The sequence below is a fragment of the Methylobacterium indicum genome, from assembly GCF_001043895.1.
Taxonomy (GTDB): domain Bacteria; phylum Pseudomonadota; class Alphaproteobacteria; order Rhizobiales; family Beijerinckiaceae; genus Methylobacterium; species Methylobacterium indicum.
Map to the genome: position 1 here is coordinate 35,859 of NZ_JTHF01000063.1, position 22,366 is coordinate 58,224.

At 70.0% G+C, this 22,366-nt stretch carries 20 protein-coding genes; 4 read left to right on the plus strand and 16 right to left on the minus strand.

The window, feature by feature from the left end; translation table 11 throughout:
* Window positions 1-139: 139 nt before the first annotated feature.
* The 5 genes from lpdA to QR78_RS07905 form a co-directional block, all read right to left on the minus strand.
* A complete protein-coding gene (gene lpdA / locus QR78_RS07885) occupies window positions 140-1,972 on the minus strand; it encodes a dihydrolipoyl dehydrogenase (protein ID WP_048426947.1) in 1,833 nt (610 codons plus the stop codon).
* A 24-nt stretch (window positions 1,973-1,996) separates the two neighbouring features.
* Window positions 1,997-3,349: a dihydrolipoyllysine-residue acetyltransferase gene (aceF, locus tag QR78_RS07890; RefSeq protein ID WP_082172116.1), complete on the minus strand. Its 1,353-nt coding sequence runs from the start codon at window positions 3,347-3,349 to the stop codon at window positions 1,997-1,999.
* A gap of 300 nt (window positions 3,350-3,649) precedes the next feature.
* Window positions 3,650-6,307 carry a pyruvate dehydrogenase (acetyl-transferring), homodimeric type gene (gene aceE / locus QR78_RS07895; RefSeq protein ID WP_048426949.1) on the minus strand — a complete coding sequence of 886 codons (2,658 nt, stop codon included), beginning with the start codon at window positions 6,305-6,307 and terminating at the stop codon, window positions 3,650-3,652.
* A 200-nt stretch (window positions 6,308-6,507) separates the two neighbouring features.
* Entirely contained in the window at window positions 6,508-6,777 is a 270-nt protein-coding gene (locus tag QR78_RS07900; protein ID WP_048426950.1) for a DUF6489 family protein, read from the minus strand.
* Between the two features lie 387 nt (window positions 6,778-7,164).
* Window positions 7,165-8,130 (minus strand): LysR family transcriptional regulator, encoded by a 966-nt coding sequence (locus QR78_RS07905; RefSeq protein ID WP_048426951.1) that lies wholly within the window; start codon window positions 8,128-8,130, stop codon window positions 7,165-7,167.
* A 116-nt stretch (window positions 8,131-8,246) separates the two neighbouring features.
* Here QR78_RS07905 and QR78_RS07910 point away from each other — a divergent pair, with 116 nt between their 5' ends.
* A complete protein-coding gene (locus tag QR78_RS07910) occupies window positions 8,247-9,194 on the plus strand; it encodes a ring-cleaving dioxygenase (protein ID WP_048426952.1) in 948 nt (315 codons plus the stop codon).
* 100 nt (window positions 9,195-9,294) lie between these two features.
* On the plus strand, window positions 9,295-10,200 hold the full coding sequence (locus tag QR78_RS07915; protein ID WP_048426953.1) for a hypothetical protein: 906 nt from the start codon (window positions 9,295-9,297) through the stop codon (window positions 10,198-10,200).
* A gap of 33 nt (window positions 10,201-10,233) precedes the next feature.
* Here QR78_RS07915 and QR78_RS07920 read toward each other — a convergent pair whose 3' ends face one another.
* The 8 genes from QR78_RS07920 to QR78_RS07950 form a co-directional block, all read right to left on the minus strand.
* Window positions 10,234-10,425, minus strand: a complete 192-nt coding sequence (locus tag QR78_RS07920) for a hypothetical protein (RefSeq protein ID WP_048426954.1) — start codon at window positions 10,423-10,425, stop codon at window positions 10,234-10,236.
* Between the two features lie 577 nt (window positions 10,426-11,002).
* Complete coding sequence (locus tag QR78_RS33990; protein WP_125940038.1) at window positions 11,003-11,305, minus strand: hypothetical protein; 303 nt, start codon at window positions 11,303-11,305, stop codon at window positions 11,003-11,005.
* An 84-nt stretch (window positions 11,306-11,389) separates the two neighbouring features.
* Window positions 11,390-12,286 carry an NAD(P)/FAD-dependent oxidoreductase gene (locus QR78_RS07925; protein ID WP_048426977.1) on the minus strand — a complete coding sequence of 299 codons (897 nt, stop codon included), beginning with the start codon at window positions 12,284-12,286 and terminating at the stop codon, window positions 11,390-11,392.
* 121 nt (window positions 12,287-12,407) lie between these two features.
* Entirely contained in the window at window positions 12,408-12,746 is a 339-nt protein-coding gene (gene grxD / locus QR78_RS07930) for a Grx4 family monothiol glutaredoxin (protein WP_048426955.1), read from the minus strand.
* Between the two features lie 76 nt (window positions 12,747-12,822).
* Window positions 12,823-13,353: a DUF29 domain-containing protein gene (locus QR78_RS07935; protein WP_048426956.1), complete on the minus strand. Its 531-nt coding sequence runs from the start codon at window positions 13,351-13,353 to the stop codon at window positions 12,823-12,825.
* 65 nt (window positions 13,354-13,418) lie between these two features.
* The gene (locus tag QR78_RS07940) at window positions 13,419-13,655 is read right to left on the minus strand and encodes a BolA family protein (RefSeq protein ID WP_048426957.1); all 237 of its coding nucleotides are present in this window, start codon (window positions 13,653-13,655) and stop codon (window positions 13,419-13,421) included.
* Between the two features lie 245 nt (window positions 13,656-13,900).
* Window positions 13,901-16,123, minus strand: coding sequence for a phosphoribosylformylglycinamidine synthase subunit PurL (gene purL / locus QR78_RS07945; RefSeq protein ID WP_048426958.1), 2,223 nt, complete (start codon window positions 16,121-16,123; stop codon window positions 13,901-13,903).
* An 84-nt stretch (window positions 16,124-16,207) separates the two neighbouring features.
* The gene (locus QR78_RS07950) at window positions 16,208-17,377 is read right to left on the minus strand and encodes a PepSY-associated TM helix domain-containing protein (protein WP_048426959.1); all 1,170 of its coding nucleotides are present in this window, start codon (window positions 17,375-17,377) and stop codon (window positions 16,208-16,210) included.
* A gap of 480 nt (window positions 17,378-17,857) precedes the next feature.
* Between QR78_RS07950 and QR78_RS07955 the strand changes: the two genes are divergently transcribed.
* Window positions 17,858-19,123 (plus strand): branched-chain amino acid ABC transporter substrate-binding protein, encoded by a 1,266-nt coding sequence (locus QR78_RS07955; protein WP_082172129.1) that lies wholly within the window; start codon window positions 17,858-17,860, stop codon window positions 19,121-19,123.
* Between the two features lie 29 nt (window positions 19,124-19,152).
* On the opposite strand, the gene QR78_RS07960 is transcribed toward QR78_RS07955, so the two are convergent.
* From QR78_RS07960 to QR78_RS07965, 3 genes are all read right to left on the minus strand, one after another.
* The gene (locus tag QR78_RS07960; RefSeq protein WP_048426960.1) at window positions 19,153-19,656 is read right to left on the minus strand and encodes a CinA family protein; all 504 of its coding nucleotides are present in this window, start codon (window positions 19,654-19,656) and stop codon (window positions 19,153-19,155) included.
* Between the two features lie 42 nt (window positions 19,657-19,698).
* Entirely contained in the window at window positions 19,699-19,839 is a 141-nt protein-coding gene (locus QR78_RS35470; RefSeq protein ID WP_165602092.1) for a hypothetical protein, read from the minus strand.
* A gap of 297 nt (window positions 19,840-20,136) precedes the next feature.
* Window positions 20,137-21,090: an NAD(P)/FAD-dependent oxidoreductase gene (locus QR78_RS07965; RefSeq protein ID WP_244276607.1), complete on the minus strand. Its 954-nt coding sequence runs from the start codon at window positions 21,088-21,090 to the stop codon at window positions 20,137-20,139.
* Between the two features lie 187 nt (window positions 21,091-21,277).
* On the opposite strand from QR78_RS07965, the gene QR78_RS07970 reads away from it, so the two are divergent.
* Window positions 21,278-22,207: a glutaminase gene (locus tag QR78_RS07970; RefSeq protein ID WP_048426961.1), complete on the plus strand. Its 930-nt coding sequence runs from the start codon at window positions 21,278-21,280 to the stop codon at window positions 22,205-22,207.
* Window positions 22,208-22,366: the final 159 nt, after the last annotated feature.

The following is a 22,366-nucleotide window of genomic DNA, read 5'->3' on the forward strand; positions in this document are numbered from 1 at the left end:
CACCATCGGCTGCCGCCTCGTCTCGCCCCCGACAAGGGGGGCTCGACCCTCTCCCCGCCCGCGGGGAGAGGGGGACATGCGCGTCCTCGGTGAGAAAGCCTGGAGGCGGGGCGAGGCGATCTCCGCCCCGCCCGTCACCTCAATGCGCCTTCTTCTTCGGCATGTAGAGGTCGGTGATCGTGCCCTCGAAGGCCTCGGCCGCCATGCCGACCGTCTCCGACAGGGTCGGGTGCGGGTGGATGGTCATCCCGATATCCTCGGCATCCGCCCCCATCTCGATGGCGAGCGCGGCCTCGGCGATCAGGTCGCCGGCCGAGGGGCCGACGATGCCGCAGCCGACGATGCGGTTCGATTCCTCGTCGAACAGCACCTTGGTCAGGCCCTCGTCACGGCCCAGCGACAGCGAGCGGCCGCTCGCCGCCCAGGGGAAGACGCCCTTGCCGACCTTGATGCCCTTGGCCTTGGCCTCGGTTTCCGAGAGGCCGACCCAGGCCACCTCCGGATCGGTATAGGCCACCGACGGGATCACCTTGGCGTCGAAGAACGAGTTCTTGCCGGCGGCGGCTTCCGCCGCGACCTTGCCCTCGTGCACCGCCTTGTGGGCGAGCATCGGCTGGCCGACCACGTCGCCGATGGCGAAGATGTGCGGGGCGGTGGTGCGCATCTGCTTGTCGACCGGGATGAAGCCCCGCTCGTCCACCGCGACGCCGGCCGCCTCGGCGCCGATCAGCTTGCCGTTGGGACGGCGGCCGACCGAGACCAGGATCTTGTCGAAGGTGTCGGTGGCCGGGGCCGAGCCGCCCTCGAACGTGACCTTGAGGCCTTCGGGCAGCGCCTCGACGGCGGTGACCTTGGACTTCAGGTAGATCGCCTCGTACTGCTTCGAGATCCGCTTGAAGAGCGGGGTGACGATGTCCTTGTCGGCGCCCGGGATGATCTGGTCCATCAGCTCGACGATGGTCACCTTGGACCCGAGCGCGTGGTAGACCGTCGCCATCTCGAGGCCGATGATGCCGCCGCCGATCACCAGGAGCCGCTTCGGCACCCCGTCGAGTTCGAGCGCGCCGGTCGAGTCGATCACCCGCGGGTCGTCGTGCGGGATGAAGGGCATCTTGATCGGCTCGGACCCGGCGGCGATCACCGCATTGTCGAAGCCGATGACCGTCGTCTTGCCCTCGTGCTCGACCGCGATCTGGTGCGGGCTGACGAAGCGGGCGGTGCCGGTGACCACCGTCACCTTGCGCTGCTTGGCCAGACCCCCGAGGCCGCCGGTCAGGCGCTTGACCACGCCTTCCTTCCAGCTGCGCAACTGATCGATGTCGATCTGCGGTGCCGCGAAGCTGATGCCGTGCGAGGCCATCGCCTGGCTCTCGTCGATCACCTTGGCGGCGTGGAGGAGCGCCTTCGAGGGGATGCAGCCGACATTGAGGCACACCCCGCCGAGGCTCGCCCAGCGCTCGACCAAAACAACCTTCTTGCCGAGATCGGCGGCGCGGAACGCCGCCGTGTAGCCGCCGGGACCGGCGCCGAGCACCAGCACCTCGGCCCGCATCGCCTCGCCGGAGACCGGCGCGGCGCCCTTCGGGGCGGGCGCGGCGGACGCCCCCGTCCCGCCGGCCGTGGCCGGCGAGCCGTAGCCCGCCTGGCCCGCACCTGCCGCGAGCGGCGAGCCGCCCGCGGAGGCTGCCGGGGCCGCCTTCTCGGCGACCTCGGGCTTGGCCGGCGCGGCGCCGGCGCCGGCGCCCTCCAGCACGAGCAGCAGGTCGCCCTGCGTGACCGCGTCACCCGGCTTGATCTTCACCTCCTTGACCGTGCCGGCCACGGAGGAGGGGACGTCCATGGTCGCCTTGTCGGATTCCAGGACGACGATGGTGTCGTCGACCGCGATCGTGTCGCCGGCCTTGACCAGCACCTCGATCACCGGGACGTTCTTGAAGTCGCCGATATCCGGCAGACGGACTTCGTTGCTCATCGGATCACCTCGCTGCGTGGTTCGTCAGACGACGAGGCGCCGGACGTCCTCGAGGACGTGGGCGAGGTGGCGGGTGAAGCGCGCGGCCAGCGCACCGTCGATCACGCGGTGGTCGTAGGAGACCGAGAGCGGCAGCATCAGCCGCGGCTTGAACTCGGAGCCGTTCCACACCGGGGCCATCTTGGAGCGCACGACGCCCAGGATCGCGACCTCGGGCGCGTTGACGAGCGGCGTGAAGCCGGTGCCGCCGATGCCGCCGAGCGACGAGATCGTGAAGGTGGCGCCCTGCATGTCGCCGCCGCCGAGCTTGCCGTCGCGGGCCTTCTTCGACAGCGAGCCGAGTTCCTGGCTGATCTCGACGATGCCCTTGCGGTCGGCATCCTTGACCACCGGGACGACGAGGCCGTCCGGCGTGTCGACGGCGACGCCGATGTTGTAGTACTTCTTGAGGATCAGCGCGTCCTTCTCGGGGCTCAGCGACGAGTTGAACTCCGGGTGCTGGCGCAGCGCCGAGACCGCGGCCTTGATCAGGAACGACAGCAGGGTGACGCGGTAGCCCTTGTCCTTGCCGGCGGTGTCGAGTTCCTTGCGGTAGGCGTCGGTCTCGGTGATGTCCGACTCGTCCGAATGGGTGACGAGCGGCACGTTGAGCCAGGCGCGGTGCAGGTGCGGGCCGGAGATCTTCTTGATCCGCGGCAGCGGCTTGACCTCGGTCGGGCCGAACTTCGAGAAGTCGACCGCCGGGATCTCCGGGATGCCCATGCTGCCGGTGGCGACCGCGGTACCAGCGGAAGCAGCCGGGGCGGCGGAGCGCACCAGCGAGCCCTTCACGTCCTCCTTGGTGATCCGGCCCTTCTCGCCGGAGCCCTTGATGCCGTTGAGGTCGACGCCGAGCTCGCGGGCGAGCCGCCGCACGGCGGGGCTGGCATGGACGTTCGAGAAGTCGGGGGCCGAGGAGGCCGGCGCCGGGACCGGGGGAGCGGCGGGCTTGGCCGGATCGGGCTCTTGCTTCGGCATCAGGGCGGCGGTGTCGGCGGCGGGGGCCGCGCCGGCATTCGGGGTCGCGGCGGCTGCGGCGGCCGGCGCCTTCTCCTCGGACTCGCCCTTCAGGAGCAGGACCGGGCTGCCCTCGCTCACCGTGTCGCCGACCTTGACCAGGATCTTCTCGATCACGCCGGCCGACGGGGAGGGGACCTCCATCGTCGCCTTGTCGGATTCGAGCGAGACGATCGGGTCCTCGGCCCCGATGGTGTCGCCCTCTTTCACCAGGATCTCGATGATCGGGATGTTCTTGAAATCACCGATATCCGGGATCTTGACCTCGATCGACACTGCGCACTCTCCCGATTGATTTGCTTGATACGTCTTTACGAAGATGAAATTCCCGACGCACGAGGCAGCCCTCGCCAGGGCATCCGCTATCGCATCTCCACAACTCGGTCTGATTGCTCTCTTCCCCTGGAAGGCGCGCACCTCTCCTCCCCCCTGTGGGGAGGAGTTGGAGGTGGGGGTGGTGCAGGAGGCGCCGCATAGCTTTACGCGGAACCACCCCCACCCCTGACCCCTCCCCACAGGGGGGAGGGGAAGGCGCACGAATTTACAGAGGGTTAGCTCTCAGAGGAGACGTGTGAAACCGAACGGACATCCGGGAGAGGGGACCTCGCACGTCTTGACCAATCACACCGTCCAGGGGGCCGGCTTCTCCGGGTTCAGCCCGTACTTGGCGATCGCCTCGGCGACCTTGGCGGCCGGCACGGCGCCCTCCTCGGCCAGGCTCTTGAGCGCCGCGACGACGACCCAGTAGCGGTTGACCTCGAAGAACTCGCGCAGGCGCACCCGGTAATCCGAGCGGCCGAAGCCGTCGGTGCCGAGCACCTTGTAGCGGCCCGGCACGTAGGGGCGGATCTGGTCGGCGAAGAGCCGCATGTAGTCGGTCGCCGCGATCACCGGGCCCTGACGGCTCGACAGGCAGGTCTCGACGTAGGACGTCTTCTGCGTCTCGGTCGGGTGGAGCATGTTCCAGCGCTCCACCGCCATCGCCTCCCGGCGCAGCTCGGTGAAGCTCGGGCAGGACCAGATGTCGGCACTGACACCGAAATCCTGCTCCAGAAGCTCGGCCCCGGCGATGACCTCGCGCAGGATCGTGCCCGAGCCCATCAGCTGGACGCGGTTCGCCGCACCCGCCTTGCCTTCGCGGAACAGGTACATGCCCTTGAGGATCCCGGCCTCGGCCCCTTCGGGCATGCCGGGATGCTCGTAGTTCTCGTTCATCACCGTGATGTAGTAGAACACGTCCTCCTGCTCGGCATACATCCGGCGCAGGCCGTCCTGCACGATCACCGCCACCTCGTAGGAGAAGGTCGGGTCGTAGGAGACGCAGTTCGGGATGGTGGCCGAGATCAGGTGGCTGTGGCCGTCCTCGTGCTGGAGGCCCTCGCCGTTCAGGGTCGTGCGGCCGGCGGTGCCGCCGATCATGAAGCCGCGGGCGCGCATGTCGCCGGCGGCCCAGGCGAGGTCGCCGATGCGCTGGAACCCGAACATCGAGTAGTAGATGTAGAACGGGATCGTCGGCGCGTCGGAATGGGAGTACGAGGTCGCGGCCGCGATCCAGGACGACATCGCGCCGGCCTCGTTGATGCCCTCCTGGAGCATCTGGCCCTTCTCGTCCTCGCGATAGTACATCAGCTGGTTGGCATCTTCCGGCCGGTAGAGCTGGCCGACCTGGCTGAAGATGCCGAACTGCCGGAACATGCCCTCCATGCCGAAGGTCCGGCTCTCGTCGGGCACGATCGGCACGATGCGGTTGCCGATGTTCTTGTCGCGAAGCAGGGTATTGAGCACCCGCACGAACGCCATGGTGGTGGAGATCTCGCGGCCCGCCGTCTCCTTCAGCTGGGCCGAGAAGGCGTCCAGCGGCGGGATCTGGAGGGCCTGAGACTTGCCGCGCCGCGCCGGCAGCGGGCCGCCGAGCGCCTTGCGGCGCTCCATCAGGTAGGTGTGCTCCGGCGACCCCTCGGGGAAGCGGATGAACGGGATCTCGGCAATCTGGTCGTCGTTGAGGTCGATGCCGAAGCGGTCGCGGAACTGCTTGAGCACCGCCTCGCCCATCTTCTTCTGCTGATGGGTGATGTTCTGCGCCTCACCGGCCTCGCCCATCCCGTAGCCCTTGACGGTCTTGGCGAGGATGAGGGTCGGCTGGCCCTTGTGCTTCACGGCCGCGGAGTACGCCGCGAACACCTTGCTCGGGTCGTGGCCGCCGCGGGTGAGCCGCCAGATGTCCTCGTCGCTCCAGTCCTTCACCAGGGCGGCGGTCTCCGGGTACTTGCCGAAGAAGTGCTCGCGGATATAGGCTCCGTTCTTCGACTTGAAGTCCTGGTACTCGCCGTCGACGCACTCCTCCATCAGGCGCGCCAGCATGCCGGTGGTGTCGCGGGCGAGAAGCTGGTCCCAGCCCGAGCCCCACAGCACCTTGATGACGTTCCAGCCGGCGCCGCGGAAGTTGGCCTCCAGCTCCTGGACGATCTTGCCGTTGCCGCGCACCGGGCCGTCGAGGCGCTGCAGGTTGCAGTTGATGACGAAGACCAGGTTGTCGAGCTTCTCGCGCGAGGCGAGCGAGATCGCGCCGAGCGACTCCGGCTCGTCCATCTCGCCGTCGCCCATGAACGCCCACACCTTGCGGCCGTCGGTATTGGCCAGCCCGCGATGGTGCAGGTAGCGGAGATACCGCGCCTGGTAGATCGCCATCAGGGGCCCGAGACCCATCGAGACGGTCGGGAACTGCCAGAAATCCGGCATCAGCCAGGGATGCGGATAGGAGGAGAGGCCCTTGCCGCCGACTTCCTGGCGGAAGCTCAGCAGCTGCTCCTCGGTCAGGCGGCCTTCCAGGTAGGCGCGGGCATAGATGCCCGGCGAGGAATGGCCCTGGACGTAGATCAGGTCGCCGCCACGGTCGCCCTCGGCGCCGTGCCAGAAATGCATGAAGCCGGTGTCGTACAGGGTCGCGGCGGACTGGAAGCTGGCGATGTGGCCGCCGAGCTCCGACGAATCCTTGTTGTTGCGCAGGATGATCGCGATGGCGTTCCAGCGGATCGCCGAGCGGATCCGGTGCTCGATCGCCCTGTCCCCCGGATGGGGGGGCTGCTTGTCGGCCGGAATCGTGTTCACATAGGCCGTGTTCGCCGAGTAGGGGACCGGCGCGCCCTTCTTGCGGGCCCCCTCGATGACCTGCTCGATGAGGAAGTGCGCCCGATCCGGGCCCTCGACCTCCAGCACGCCGTCGAGCGAATCGAGCCACTCCTGGGTCTCGACCGGGTCGAGATCGCGACTGCGTTCCACGTTGTCCTCCCTTAGGTCATACTCGATCGGCGAGTCGAGCTGCCGCAGGCGTCAGCATTGTTCGTGCCACCGCTATGCTTTCGCAACTCGTCAGGCATTGCAAGGGTTTAGCTTACCCGGTGGCGGGGCTGGTTCCGGTGATCCGCATCCCGCCCGTCGTTGCAGTGCGGAAATCCGGAACAGCCTCCGGGCCGGTGACCTCAAGTGTCCGACTTGCTCGGCGCCGACGCGCTGCCGCCGAAGCCTTGCTGGAACATCTTGAGGAACATGGTCTGCATCTGGTCCGCGTTCTGGGGAAATACCGTGAACCAGCTGCGCATGATCGTGTCGGGCGAGAAGCGGTCCATCTCGGCCATCATGCGCCGCTCGACCTCGGCCATCACCGCCGCCTGGAGCGGCTCGACGTTGGGAAGACCAACGAACTGGCGGGCCTCGACCGGGGTGCAATCGACCTCGACGCGGAACTTCATTGCATTCTTTCCTCTCGGTCCCCGATCGGAGCTTAGATCACCTTTTGATCCGGGTGGAAACCGGGCGGGACGCAAAAAATGCGGTGAAATCAAGGGCCTAGTCTAACATACGGCAGCACGGCCGCGCCCCGGGCGGCTGATACCGTCCTACGACGAAGGTCGTATGCGCCCCCCCCTCGGCCATTCCGGCGGCCTTGTAAAGCCACATTGTGACGGACGGGCCGTTCTGTCACCGGTTGCGCTTGCCGTGTCGTCTCCCGACGTCTCGCGCCTCGCCGGCCCTCGCCTAGAGCCCTTCACGATCGCGCTGCAATCGCGAAGCTCTCTAAGTCTTTGTTTTGTCGCATTTTCTTCAACGAACCGGTATCCACTTCGTCGGAAAATGCTCTAGTCTGTCGTCTCCTGTACCTCATCTCGCTTCGCGCGGATGTCGTTTGGTCCCGCGTCGCTGGCCCAGGGTGCCGCGGCGAGGCGGCGCTCCAAGAAGGTCACCAGGGCGGTGACCCGGGCCGGGCGGGCGGCGCCCGGCGGCATCAGCAGGTTGAGCCCGACCGGCGGCGGCGACCAGCCCGGCATGACCCGTTCCAGCCGCCCGGCGCGCAGGTCGTCCCAGACCAGGAAGTCGGGCTGCACCGCCAGCCCCAGGCCGGCGCGGAGCGCCGGCGTCAGCGCGTCGGCATTGTTCGCCCGCAACCGCCCGGTGGGGGTCACGGTCACCTCGGTGCCCGTCGCGTCGCGGAAGTGCCAGCGCTCGGGGTTCGGCAGGTAGGCGTAGCCGAGGCAGGCATGCCCGGCGAGGTCGCGCGGATGCGCCGGCCGTCCGGCCCGGTCGAGATAGGCGGGGGCCGCGACCAGGGAGCGGCCGACCGCGCAGAGGCGGCGCAGGCGCAGGCTCGAATCGGCGAGCGCCGCGATCCGCAGCCCGAGGTCGAACCCGTCGCCGACGAGATCGACCTGGGCGTCGCTCAGATGCAGGTCGACCGCGACCTCCGGATGCGCGGCGAGGAAGTCGGGCAGGAGCGGGGCGACATGGGCGAGGCCGAACGACATCGGGGCCGCCACCCGCACGAGGCCCCGGGGCGAGGCCGATTGCGCCATCGCCTCGGCCTCCGCGGCCTCGCCGGCCGCCAGGATGCGGGCGGCGCCGTCGAGGGCGAGGCGTCCGGCCTCGGTGAGGGCGAGGCGCCGCGAGGTCCGGTGCAGCAGGGCGGCGCCGAGGCGGCGCTCGAGCCGGCTCACCGCCTTCGACACCGTGGCCTTGGACAGGCCGAGCTCGGTGGCGGCGCGGGAGAACGAGGCGGTCTGCGCCACCCGGGCGAAGATCGCCCAGGCCTCGAAATCGGGGAGCGGAATCGACGCCTCCGGAAACGATGGGTTTCGATTGTTTCTATTCTGGCGCTGGAGGGCAAGTCCTAGATTGCCGTGATCGCGACGGACCCGACGGCCCGCCCATCAGGAGCTTTCCGGCCATGACGACCACCCGCACCGCCACCACCTCCGCCGGCCTGCATCACGTCACCGCCATCTCGGGGCCGGCGCGCCGCAACCTCGACTCCTACACCCGGGTCCTCGGCCTGCGGCTGGTGAAGAAGACCGTCAACTTCGACGATCCGGGCACCTACCACCTCTATTACGGCGATGCCGACGGCGCGCCCGGCACGATCCTGACCTTCTTCCCCTGGGAGCATGTCGCTCCGGGCCGGGTCGGGGTCGGGCAGACCGAGGAGACGGCGTTCCGGGTGCCCGAGGGGTCGATCGGCTACTGGACCCACCGGCTGGTGGCGGCCGGCATCGCCTTCGAGGCGCCCGCCAAGGTTTTTGGCGAGACGGTGCTGCCGTTCCGCGATCCCGACGGGATGCGGCTCGCGCTCGTCGGCGTGGCGGGGGCGGAGGCCGAGCCGGCCTGGACCGGGTCCGAGGTGCCGGCCGAGCACGCGGTGCGGGGCTTCCACGGCGTGACCCTGATGCTGCGCCAGGCGGCGCCCACCGCCCGGGTGCTGACCGAGGTGCTGGGTCTCGCGGAGACCGGCCGGGAGGGGGCGCTCACCCGGTATGCCGGCGCCGCCGGGCTCGGGGCCCACGTCACCCTGCGGGAGGTCGGCGACTTCCTGCCCGGGCGCTCGGGCGGCGGCTCGGTGCACCACGTCGCCTTCCGGGCCGCCGACGATGCGGCGCAGGCCGCGATGGCGGAGCGGGCAGGGGCGCTGGGGTTGCAGGTGACCGAGCAGCGCGACCGCAACTACTTCCGCTCGGTCTACTTCCGCGAGCCCGGCGGCGTGCTGTTCGAGATCGCCACCGACGCGCCGGGCTTCGCCGCCGACGAGCCGGCGGAGGCCTTGGGCGAAGCCCTGAAGCTGCCGTCCTTCCTTGAGCCGCACCGGGCCGAGATCGAGCGGGTGCTGCCGGCGCTGGCGTGAGGGGAGGGGACCGGGCCGCGATCCGGCCCCCTTTTCGGTAACCAATCGGTAAGCAAGCATGGTTACCCAAATCTTCCTGGATTTCTGGGAAGCTCGGGTCATGGTGGATCAGAACGACGTGGCCGGTTCGTCGGCCGGTTCATCGGCTGGCGCGTCGGCCGGCGCGGCGCCCTCGCTCAAGGGCGGTGTCGCGGCCCTGTCCGGGTGGCGCAAGCTGAAGACGACGACGGTGGCGGGGTTGCTCTGCGCGGGCTGCGTCGGCGCCCTGTCGGGCGGCGCCACCGTGGCGCTGATGAACGCGGCCCAGGGCGGCGGTGCCGGCATCCCGCAAGCCGAGTGGACGCGGCTGAATGCCCGGGTCGAGGCCGGCGGCACCGAGAGCGCGCGGCTCGCCACCGATCTGTCGCTCCTGCGCGACCGCACGGTGCAGGCGCACGAGGCGGCCGACAAGGGCCGGGCCGAGGCCGGCGCCCGCCTGGGCCAGATCTCCGAGCGTGTCGAGCGGCTGCAGCGCCAGGACGGCGACCTCGCCGGCAAGGTGGCGGCCCTCACGGAACGCCTGACGGCCATGGCCGAGCGCCAGGAGCACGCCGACCGCGAGCAGGCGGCGCGTCTCACGGCGGTGATGGACAAGCTGGAGAAGCGCCCGGCGCCCGTGGCCGCGATCCCGGCGGTCTCGGCTCCGATCGCCCAGGCCCCGGCGATCCACGCGCCCGCGGCAGCCGCACAGGTCGCGGCAAGGCCGGTCGCTGCGGCGGAGCCGGCCCTCACCGGAAGCCTGCCCGACAAGCCGGCCGACAAGGCGAAGCCGCCCGCCATCGAAGGCTGGGTGCTGCGCGACGTCTATGACGGGATGGCGATGATCGAGAACCGCAACCGGCGGCTCGTCGAGGTCGGCCCGGGCGACACCCTGCCGGGGGCCGGCCGGATCGAGGCGATCGAGCGTCGCGGACGGACCTGGGTCGTGGTGACCACGAAGGGTCTGATCACCCCGCAGACCTGGTGAGGCACGGCCCGATCGCGGGCCTGCCGACGGGGATCAGGCGTGCTGGAGGGCGTGCCCGGCGGGGCCAGCCGGCGCAGGGCTCTGGGCCGGCAGAAAGCCGGTCGCCGCACGGCGGCGGCCGCGGTCCTTGGCCTCGGCCCGGGCGGACTTGGTGGGATGGAGAAGCTCGGCGAGGCGGGTGAGGCTCTCGACGTCGTCGAGGTTCCGTGACTCGAAATCAGGCATGGGGGTCCCCCGGGCGCGCGGCCCGTGGCTGTCTGGGAAGACGCATACTCGGGTGAGAGAACCAATAACGACTAAGAAATGCCATAGTTCCGCACCCTGGACCGCCGCGCAAGAAAAAGTTCACGGTTGCCGACTAAGGTGGCGGGTCGCCGCATGCGACAGTGAAGCAGGGATTAGCGCAAGGGTTGCGAGACGCGTGTGCGTCAGCGCACGTGACCTATTGTGCGCTGCAAGAAAATCTCGCGCGCAAAGTAGCAGGGCCGGATCGTCGCGAAACTTGGCGGTGAGACGACCGGAGACGACCGCGGGCCGCGTCACCGCAGGACGGCGTGGCACTTTCCGTCACGGTCGTGTCCGATCGTGGATGACCGTCGGATCCTGCCTGGTAGCCGGCCTTCGCACGAGATTCCGCCCCTCAACCCATGGCGGAGTCGTTCGGTTCCCCGGCCCGCTGCGGGGGTCAATGCCGCGCCGGGACCGTTCGACGCCCGGTGGTGCATCGCGGGGCCGAGGTCGTCGCCGAGGTCGTCTTGCGAGATCGTCTTGCGAGGTCGTCTTGGACCGAACGGCGTGAGGATCAGTTCCGTGTTTCGCTCGACGCGAGGGCGGATTGCGCCATACGGATCAGATCCCGCGCGGTGAGGGCGTGATGCTCGCCGTCGGCCTGCCGCAGGGCAGCCTCGCGGATCGTTGCAGCGCGTTGCACGCGCCGGGCGAGCCCTGCTCGCCAAGCCTGCCCCAGCCCCTTCATGACGAAATCCCCCTCGCCGCCCGGCAAAGCTAACAAGCCTGCGGCGCAGGATATAGTCTTGACAGGAGGATTGTTGGTCCCGGTCGATCGGTCCGGTGGGGCGGGGGAGATGCCAAGCGCCTGATCCACCCACGTTATTGGACTGACACAGGGCATGCGAAAAAATGCGGAATCCTGTCCTGGCCTATGCTCGGCCTCGGCTGATTCGGTCCGTCAGCGGGTGTCGTCGCGCAGGAGTTCGGTGTTGATCGCGAAGGCCGCCATCGCGCCTTCGGCGGCGGCCACGATGGCGAGCTGGACCCGCCGCGAGGCATCGCCCGCGACGTAGAGGCCCGGCACGTTCGTCTCCTCGTAGTCGCCGGTCGGCACCGTGCCCTTGCGCGACAGGTCGCAGCCGAGACGTTCGACGAGCCGGGAGGGGATGCAGGGCCCGGTGACGAAGAACAGGGCTCCGAAGGCGAGGGCCCCGCCGTCGCGCAGGCGGACCCTGGCGAATCGCCCGTCCTCGCCTTCGAGCCGGGCCACCGCCCGCTCCTCGATCCGGATGCCGTTCCGGGCGAGGCGGTCGCGCTCCGGGGCGTCGAAGCCGCTGGGCCCGTCGGTGCAGAGCGTCAGGTCGCGGCTCCAGGCGGTCAGTTCGAGGGCCAAACCCTTCCCGGCCTCGCCCGGACCGTAGATCGCGAGCGGCCGGTCGCGGTTCTCGTAGCCGTCGCAATACGGGCAATGGTGGACGCCGTGGCCCCAGAACTCCGAAAACCCCTCGATCGGCGGCAGGTCGGTGCGCAGGCCGGTGGCGAGGATCATCCGGCGGCCCTTCTCCCGGCGCTGGTCGTCCATCACCACCTGGAAGCCGTCCGGCGCCACCACCGCGTCGGCGACGCGCCCGTCCCAGATCTCGACCGTGTCGTAGGCGGCGAGTTCCCGGCGGCCCTCCTCGCGCAAGTCGCCGGGCGGGCGCCCGTCGCGGCCGAGGAAGCCGTGCATGTGCGGCGTCACCGCGTTGCGCGGGTGGCCCGAATCGATCAGCAGCACCCGGCGCCGGCAGCGCCCGAGGATGAGGGCGGCGGACAGGCCCGCCGGCCCGCCTCCCACGATGATCACGTCCCGCATGTCGCCGTCCCGCGCGCCCGCCACTCCGGGGTAGACGCATCGACGGGTGGCCGGGTTTCGCGGCGGCGCAACGAAAAAGGGCGCTCGCGCGCCCTTCCTCCTCGGTCTCGCGGGGTCTGGATCAGGCCGCGGCGGTGTTGGTGGCGATGCCCTTCTCGGTCAGCATCTGCTGCAGCTCGCCGGACTGGAACATCTCGCGGGTGATGTCGCAGCCGCCGACGAACTCGCCCTTGACGTAGACCTGCGGGATGGTCGGCCACTGCGAGAAGGCCTTGATGCCCTCGCGGATCTCCATGTCCTCGAGCACGTTCACGCCCTTGAACGGCACGCCGAGGTAATTGAGGATCTGGGCCACCTGGCCCGAGAAGCCGCACATCGGGAATTGCGGCGTGCCCTTCATGAACACCACCACGTCCTGGGACTTGATCTCGGTCTCGATGCGGCTATTGACGTCGGTCATGGCTACGGTCCTCGTTCCGTGTATCATGTAAGGATGGCCGGCCGGAATGTCCAAGGTGGACGATCCGGCGGCGGTCTCAGCGCCGGCGCCGCGTCGCCCGCGTGGAATCCAGCGATGCGGCGAGCTGGATCAGGCTGCGATCGAGGTCGAACGTCTCGGTGACGAGGTCGTCCAGCGTGAAAGGCGAAGTCTCGGGCAGACCTGCCACCACGGCGTCGTGGTATGCGGTGAGGTTCGCCTCTGCCTGGACCACTGCATCACGCCAGACCTTGTCGAGATCGATCTTCCGCCGCATCGAGGCACGGTAGCTTGATCGTCCGGTGATCTGAAACGCCACGATTTCCGAGCGCCAGTGATACGACGGCGGCAGGTGCGGCGCCGAGAGGTGCTTGATCAGGTGCACGAGCACCAGGCGAAGTGCGCTCTCGACGGTGCTGACCTCCGAACGCCCCACCGTCTCGACCTCCTCGATGATGTTGTCCCAGTCGAGGGTGTTCGAGAGGTCCGGGCGCGCCCCGAGGGCGCGCAGAGCCGCCGCCTGCTGCTCCGCCCAGGCGACGACGTCCTCGTCGTAGAGGCTCGGCCGATCCGTGCGGATCTCGTCCATGCGTCAGACCTCCGGGGGAATCGATCCTTGAGGCGTCGATCCTTGGGGCATCGATCCTTGGAGCGTCAATCCTGCGGCACGCCCGTGGTCAGGGCAAGGGCGTGCAGCACCCCGCCCATGCGCCCCTGGAGCGCGCCGTAGACCATCTGGTGCTGCTGCACCCGCGACTTGCCCTTGAAGGCCGCCGACACGACGGTGGCGGCGTAGTGATCGCCGTCGCCGGCCAGATCGCGGATCTCGATCGTGGCGTCGGGCAGGGCCTCCTTGATCATCGCCTCGATCTCGCGGGCATCCATCGGCATCGGGTCGTCTCCTACTCGGAATCGGATTGCTTCGAAGATATCCGGGGCATGTGAACCCGTTCATTCCTGCCCGCAACCTCATCCTGAGGGGCGGGCGATCGAAGATCGCTGAGCCTCGAAGGAGGGCTCCAGTTAGCTCGAAGACTTCTGGAGCCCTCCTTCGAGGCCAGTCCATCGAAGATGGACTGACACCTCAGGATGAGGTCGCGGGTGGGACGGATTGGTCGAAGCGCTCGAACAGATCCTCAGGCCGCGTCGGCTGCCGGACCCGCCATGTAGCCCGGCAGCCAGTCCTCGTGCGCCTTGCGCAGGTCGTCGAGGGCGATGAGCTCGTCGCCCGGCAGAGTCAGGGAATCGGCGCCGGTGACGCCGATGACCGCCGCGTCGATCCCCTGTGCGCTGGCGCTGTAGAGCAGGTCGGCGACCGCGTCGGGTTCCACCGCCAGGAGGTAGCGGCCCTGGTCCTCGCCGAACAGGTAGGCGTGGCAGGCCACCGGCAGCGGGCATTCGGGCAGCACGGCGCCGATATTGCCCGCCATCGCCATCTCGGCGACGGCTACCGCGAGGCCGCCGTCGGAGAGGTCGTGCACGGTGTCGACGATCCCTGCGGTGATCAGCCCGCGCACGAAGTCGCCGTTGCGCTTCTCGGCGGCGAGGTCGACCGGGGGCGGCGCCCCCTCCTCGCGGCCGCAGATCGTGGCGAGGTACGCCGACTGGCCGAGCCAGCCCTTGGTCGCGCCGATCAGCACCAGGGCGTCGCCGTCGCGCTTGAACGCCACCGTGGCGATCTTGTTCACGTCGTCGACCACGCCGACGCCGCCGATGGTCGGGGTCGGCAGGATGCCCACGCCCTCGGTCTCGTTGTAGAGCGAGACGTTGCCGGACACGACCGGGAAGTCGAGGGCGCGGCAGGCCTCGCCGATGCCCTGGATGCAGCCGACGAACTGGCCCATCACCTCCGGCTTCTCCGGGTTGCCGAAGTTGAGGTTGTCGGTGATGGCGAGCGGACGGCCGCCGACCGCCGTGATGTTGCGCCAGGCTTCCGCCACCGCCTGCTTGCCGCCCTCGACCGGGTCGGCCTCGCAGTAGCGCGGGGTCACGTCGGTGGAGATCGCCAAGCCCTTCGGCCCGTCCTCGACCCGCACCACCGCGGCGTCGCCGCCGGGCTTCTGCACGGTGTTGCCGAGGATGAAGTGGTCGTATTGCTCGTAGACCCAGCGCTTCGAGCACAGGTCCGGCGAGCCGACGAGTTTTTTGAGCGCGTCGACGTTGCGCATCGGCGCCGCGACGTCCTCCGCCTTGATCTCGGGCTGGTAGGCGTTCTGGCGGTGCGGCCGGTCGTAGAGCGGCGCCTCGTCGCCGAGTTCCTTGATCGGCAGGTCGGCGACGGTCTCGCCGCCGTGCTTGATGACGAAGCGGAGCGTGTCGGTGGTGTGGCCGATGATCGCGAAATCGAGGCCCCACTTCACGAAGATGGCCTGCGCCTCGGCCTCCATGCCGGGCTTGAGCACCATGAGCATGCGCTCCTGGCTCTCCGACAGCATCATCTCGTAGGCGGTCATGCCGGGCTCGCGGGTCGGCACCGCGTCGAGGTTGAGTTCCACCCCGAGATTGCCCTTGGCGCCCATCTCCACCGCCGAGCAGGTCAGGCCCGCCGCGCCCATGTCCTGGATCGCGATCACCGCGCCCGACGCCATCAGCTCCAGGCAGGCCTCGAGCAGGAGCTTTTCCGCGAAGGGGTCGCCGACCTGAACGGTCGGGCGCTTCTCCTCCGACGAGGCATCGAAGGCGGCGGACGCCATGGTGGCGCCGTGGATGCCGTCGCGGCCGGTCTTCGAGCCGAGATAGACGATCGGGTTCCCGACGCCGGTCGCCGCCGCGTAGAAGATCGCGTCGGTCTTGGCCAGGCCCACCGCCATGGCGTTGACCAGGATGTTGCCGTCGTAGCGGGTGTGGAAGCCCACCGCGCCGCCGACCGTCGGCACGCCGAAGGAATTGCCGTAGCCGCCGATGCCCGCGACCACGCCGGAGACGAGGTGGGGCGTGCGCGGATGGTCCGGCGAGCCGAAGCGCAGCGCGTTCAAGGCCGCGATCGGCCGGGCGCCCATGGTGAAGACGTCGCGCAGGATGCCGCCGACCCCGGTGCCCGCGCCCTGGTAGGGCTCGATGAAGCTCGGGTGGTTGTGGCTCTCCATCTTGAACACGCAGGCGAGGCCGTCGCCGATGTCGATGACGCCGGCATTCTCGCCCGGGCCCTGGATCACCCACGGCGCCTTGGTCGGCAGCGTCTTCAGGTGGAGGCGCGAGGACTTGTACGAGCAGTGCTCGTTCCACATCGCCGAGACGATGCCGAGTTCGGTGATGGTCGGCTCGCGCCCGATCAGCCCGACGAAGCGCTGGTACTCGTCCTCGGTCAGGCCGTGCTGGCGCACGAGCTCGGGCGTGATGGAGACGTCGTTGCGGATCATGCGGCATCCTCTCGCCGGTCGGGCGGCCCTGCTGCCCGTGCGCTTACTGCCTGATGGGACCGAAAGGCAACTCGCGACCGAAGGTCAGGCCGCCTGCTCGGGCCGCATGTCGGTGGACCGCGCCGGCCGGACCGCCGCCGCCGCATGACGCCGCCGGCTGCGGCGCCGGCCGAGATAGAGCAGCAGCCCCGTCACCCCGAAGAGCGGCAGGGCGAGCGCCGCCAGCATGAAGGCGATCCAGCCGACGGGGCCGAAGAAGCGGCCCTCGTGCAGGGCCAGCATGCTGCCGGCGAGCCGGGGGCCCAGCGCCCGCTCGGCATAGAGGTCGCGGGAGTCGAGGGTGCCGTCCGGGTGGAAGCGCCACTCGTCGCGGGCCTGGAAATGAGCGGCGTCGGGGGCCACCGACCGGATGCGGAGGGTCTCGCCCGCGCGGGCCGGCGCGAGCGTGGCGGTGGCGTAGCGGCCGCCCGTCGCCGCCGTGAAGGCCGCGAAGGCGGGATCGAGGGCGGCGGGCGCGCCCTCGCGCTTCGGCATGTCCCGGTTTCCCGCGGTCCGAGCCGGCACGGCGGCCGGCGCGCGGCCGGTGAGCAGCAAGGTCGCCCCGTCGCGGTACCAGCCGTAGGACCACCACAGGCCCGAGAGCGCCATCACGAGGTAGAGCACCAGCACCCAGGTTCCGACGACCGCGTGCAGCGACCAGTACAGCGCCCGGCCGCGGCGGTTGAGCGCCGGCTTCAGCCAGATCCGCCAGTCTCGCCGGCCCCTGGGCCAGCGCAGGTACAGGCCCGACAAAGCGAGGTAGACGAGCGCGAGCGCCGAGGCGCCGGTGATGGTGCGGCCCCAGCCGTCGCCGTTGCCGGGAAGCAGCAGCCAGCGGTGCAGCCGGCGCACGTCGTCGAAGAAGGCCTCGCCCCGCGCCGGCCCGAGGACCCGGCCGTCATAGGGATCGACATAGGTCTCGACGCCGCGTCCCGGCCCGTCGGCGAGGCGCACCCGCGCCGCCCGGTCGGGGGCGCCGTTCAGCACCAGCAGGGTCACGCGCCGCCCGGGCGTCCCGTTCGTCAGCTGCGCGACCAGCGCGTCCGGCGTCAGCCGCGGCGCCTCCCGGGCCTGGACGGCGACGATGTCGGGGCTGAGCAGGCCGGTGACCTCGTCCTCGAGGCCGAGGAGGCCGCCGGTCGCCCCGACCACCATCAGGACGAGGCCGGCGGTCAGGCCGAGGAACCAGTGGAGCTGGAAGAGGGCGGATCTCACCGGGGGCGTCTCGCGCGGGGCGCGTCGGGCTGAATCATGGTCCGTGTCCCCGCCACGCGCCTCGACCCGAAGGAGCGCCGCCGGCCGTTCGACGGCCCGCATCGCCGCGACGCTTAAGCCGCCGGCGGCGCGGATGTCAATGTTTCGGGCTGCAACCCCGCCGAAAGGCCGTAATTATAATCATTCCAATTCATTGGATGTCGGAGCGTTCGCAGGACAAATCGTGGCGTGATCCTGTGAGATGTTCGCGGGAGAGGGCGGCCTGCCGGCGTCTCGTCTGCAGGATGCGTCGGATCTCTTCCCGAGTCGGCTGCGCGCATGGGTTTCGATTCCATGTCACATGTAAAACGGCGCGGGCAGTCCCGCGAGGCTGCGGTTTCCACTTGACGGGCTTCCACCCCGCGCCGGACCCTCGGCGCCGGCAACGCGGCACCGGCCCCATCGGGGATCCGAGACGACCGCGGGCGAGAGGAGAGGAACATGACGCCCATTCGCGAGGCGCTGCGTGGCGCCGCCTTCGTCGTCGCGGTCGGCGGTCCGGCCCTGTGGGGGACGGCCCAGTGCGGCGCGGCCGCCGCGCAGGAGACGGTGAAGATCGCCTTCATCGATCCGCTCTCGGGCGGCGGCGCGCCGACCGGCGAGGCCGGCCTGCGCCACTTCCAGTACATGGCCGAGGTGCTGAACGCCCGCCAGAAAGCGTTTCGCTTCGAGGTCCTGGCCTACGACAACAAGGTGAACCCGCAGGAGACCGTGATCGCCGCCCAGAAGGGCATCGATGCCGGGGCCCGGGTGGTGGTGCAGGGCAACGGCTCATCCGCGGCCGCGGCGCTCACCGATTTCGTCGCCAAGCACAACGAGCGCAACCCCGACCGCCAGGTCATCTACATCAACTACTCGGCGGTCGATCCGTCCCTCACCAACGAGAAATGCAACTACTGGCATTTCCGTTTCGATGCCAACTCGGACATCAAGATGGAGGCGCTGACGAACTTCATCAAGACGAGGCCGGAAATCAAGAAGGTCTACCTGATCAACCAGGATTATTCGTTCGGCCAATCGGTGCGGCAGCAGGCCCGTGCCATGCTGAAGACCAAGCGGCCCGACATCCAGATCGTCGGCGACGAGGTGACGCCGCTGCAGAAGGTCAACGATTTCGCGCCCTACGTCACCAAGATCAAGGCGTCGGGGGCCGATTCGGTCATCACCGGCAACTGGGCGCAGGACATCAACCTGCTGCTCAAGGCCGCCGCCGAGGCGGGGCTCCAGGCGAGCTTCTACACCTACTATGCCGCCGGCACCGGCGGGCCGACGGTGGTGCGCCAGACCGGCCTCGCCCACCGGGTGTTCGAGGTCTCGCAGGGCGCCGCCAACGAGGGCGATACCGCCGCGCAGGAGTTCGAGGCCGCGTTCCGGGCCCGCACCGGCATCGGCTCGACCTATCCCCGCGCCTTCAACGCGATGAACGCGCTGCTCACCGCGATGCAGGAGGCCGGCTCGTCGGAGGCGCGCAAGGTGGCGCCCAAACTCGAACAGGCCCACCTCAAACCGCATGTCGGCAGCGAGGGCTACGTGCGGCCCGACGACCACCAGTATTTCCAGACGATGTTCGTCCACTCCTTCGGCCCGATGGAGCCCGGCATGCGCTTCGACGAGGAGGGCACCGGCTGGGGCTGGAAGACGGTCGGCCGGGTCGAGACCAAGGACACGGTGCTGCCGACGACCTGCCGGATGGACCGGCCGAGCTGATCCGGGGCCGCCTCGTCCGGAAGCGGGCCCTACGGGGCCCGTATCCGATCCGCCTCCGCGAGCGCATCCAGGAAGGCGTCCAGCATGGCGGCCGCAAAGGCTTCCATGTTGGCGGCCCGGTCGCCGTGGCCGGTCTCGACGGTCAGGCGGCGCGACACCGGGCCGGCCACCGCCAGGCAGGTATGGCCGGCCGCATCGCCGTAGCGGTTGCCGCGGGGGCCGGCGGCGCCGGTCTCGCACAGGCCCCAGGCCGCGCCGTGGCGCTCCCGCACCAGGGCGGCGACGCGCTCGGCATAGGGTTCGCTGGCGCTGCGCAGGCCGGCCATCCCGGCCTCGTCGAGGCCGAGCAGAGCCCGGCGCGCCTCGCCGGTATAGACCACCGCTCCGCCGAGGAAGTAGGCCGAGGCGCCCGGCACCGCGAGCAGGGACGCGGCGACGAGGCCGCCGGCGGAGGATTCGGCCACCGCGACGGTCTCCCGCCGCGCCGTCAGCCGGGCGGCGACGCGGCCGGCCCTGTCCATCAAGTCCCGCATCGTCCCGTCTCCCGGCGAGGGGCCCGCTTCGGTCTCAAGTCTCTACTCGGCCAGCGCGCCGTCGTCGTCGCCACCCGGGGCCTGCCGCACCCAGGCGTCGAGGGCCTTGCCGATTCCGACCCCGGCGAGAGCCACGAAGGTCATCGATCCGGCGATGTGGAGGAAGAGGTACGCATCAGACATCGAACTCACCCGACATGAAGGTTGGACGAACCAGGAAGCGGGGCGGGAAGCCGCCCGGCACCGAGAACCGTCGTCGCCCTGTGGTGTGGTGGAAGGCCGGAGCGGTCCGGCCTGCGGGAGCCGGCGGTGCCGGCACGGGGACGATCCCGACAGGAGGGTCGCCCCGGGGATGAAGCCCATCCCGTTCGGGAGCGGTGTCGCACCGCCTTGGGGCGGAACGATGGTCCCGATGTGGCAAGGCTAGCGCCGGCCACGCTTGCGCTGCGGTGCGCTCCCGCACCTCGGCAATCGCGGGGCTCACGGCGCGCCCCCGTCGATCACGCGCTCGGCCAGGGCGAGCCCGCTGAGATAGGCGAGCTCCACCCGCGGGCCGAGGCAGCCGTCGCCGGCAAAGCCCAGGCCGGTCTCCGGCGCGAACAGGCAATCCGCGCCGACCGCGCGCTCGACCTGGGCGTAGCGCCAGCGATGGGCGGCGGCGTGGCGCACGGTCCCGACGGGGACGAGGGTCTTCAGGGCCGCGACCAGCCGCTCGGCGATCCTGTCGGCCGGCTCTTCGAGGTTGGCGCGCGACCAGGCGGGGGCGGCATGCGCCACCAGGGTGCCGCCGTCACGACCGGGCTTGGTGTCGTCGCGGGCGATCCAGGCGAAGACCGCGTCCGGATCGCGATCCTCCCGCACCGGCCCGTCGAAGGGCGGCGGCCCGTCATGGGCGAGCATCAGGGTCCAGCACGGAGCGTAGCGCACGTCGCCGACGCCCGGCAGATCACGGCCGGCGCCGGCCAGGAGGGCGAGGCTCTGGGGCGAGGGGCAGGTCAGGAACACCGTCGAGAAGGCGGTGCCTTCGGCGAGCGCCGTGCCGTCGGCCTCCTGCAGGCGCCAGGCCTCGCCGTCCCGCACCAGGCGCCCGACGGCGCGGCCGCAGCGGAGATCGATGCCGGCGAGGAGGTCGCGGGCCGGCGCCGACATGCCGGGCGTGCCTGCGTGCCGGTGCGGCCCGCCCCAGGGGGCGGCGACGCCCCGCGCCGTCCAGTCCTCGACCCGGGCGGCGAACCGGGGATCGCGGGCGGTGAAGAACTGGGCGCCGTGGTCGAAGCGCAGGCCGTCCGGTCCGCGCCGGGTCGCCATGCGCCCGCCGGGGCCGCGGCTCTTGTCGAAGACGACGACGCGGCGTCCGGCGGCGTGCAGGCGGTGCGCCGCCGCGGCACCGGCGATGCCCGCCCCGATGATCGCGATGGTGCCACCCGTGCTCAAATCCGCCTCTTCCCCCGCCGCGACCGCATCCCGGGCGGTCCCTGCGTCAACGCGCGAGAGGTCGTTGTGGTCCCAATCGATCGCGCGAAACCCCTTGCTTCCGGCGGAATGTCGCCAAGACGCGCTTGAGGCCCCGAACTTGCAGCGATAAGGCCGCGCTTGTCTTCCTGTCAGGGATCCCCGCTCCGTGCCGAACCTCGAAACCGTCGTGAGCGAGATCGCCGACGAGATGCGCCAACGGAGCGACCGCGGCGAGGTGGCGCGCTACATCCCGGAGCTCGCCCGGGTCGATCCGAACCAGTTCGGCCTCGCGGTGATCGGCGCCGACGGCACGATGGCGGCCGCGGGCGATTGCGACGTGCCGTTCTCGATCCAGAGCATCTCGAAGGTCTTCACCCTGACGCTGGCGCTCGGCATGGTCGGCGACCGGCTGTGGCAGCGGGTCGGGCGCGAGCCCTCGGGCAGCCCGTTCAACTCCGTCGTCCAGCTCGAATACGAGCGCGGCATCCCCCGCAACCCGTTCATCAATGCCGGTGCCATCGCCGTCACCGACCTGATCCTGTCGCGCCACCAGCCCCGCGAGGCTTTGGGCGAGATCCTGCGCTTCATGCAGTACCTGGCGCAGGACAGCACCATCACGATCGACGAGGAGGTGGCGGCCTCCGAGCAGCGCACCGGATTCCGCAACGTGGCGCTCGCCAACTACATGAAGTCGTTCGGGATCATCGACAATCCGGTCGATTACACGCTCGGCGTCTATTTCCACCACTGCGCCATCAGCATGACGTGCCGGCAGCTCGCGGCGGCGGGCCGGTTCCTGGCGCATTCGGGCCGCGATCCCAGCACCGGCCTGTCGGTGGTGCAGGCCGAGCGGGCGCGGCGCATCAATGCCGTCATGCTGACCTGCGGCCATTACGACGGCTCGGGCGAGTTCGCCTACCGGGTCGGCCTGCCGGGCAAGAGCGGCGTCGGCGGCGGCATCCTGGCGGTGGCACCCGGGCGCGCCTCGATCGCCGTCTGGGCCCCGGGGCTCGACGCCGCCGGCAATTCCCATCTCGGGCGCATCGCGCTCGAGCGGCTGACGAAGCGCCTGGGCTGGTCGATCTTCGGCGAGTAGGGCCGGTCCCGCGCCGTCCTGGAGCGGAGCCCGATCGCGGTGCGATCAGGCGCTCCTCCGGGCCCACGGTACACGACACTGGCCGGGAACCGTGCAGCCAGGCTCCATGACCCATTGCAAACCGACCCCCTTTTCCGGACGACTGAAGCGAAGCGGAAG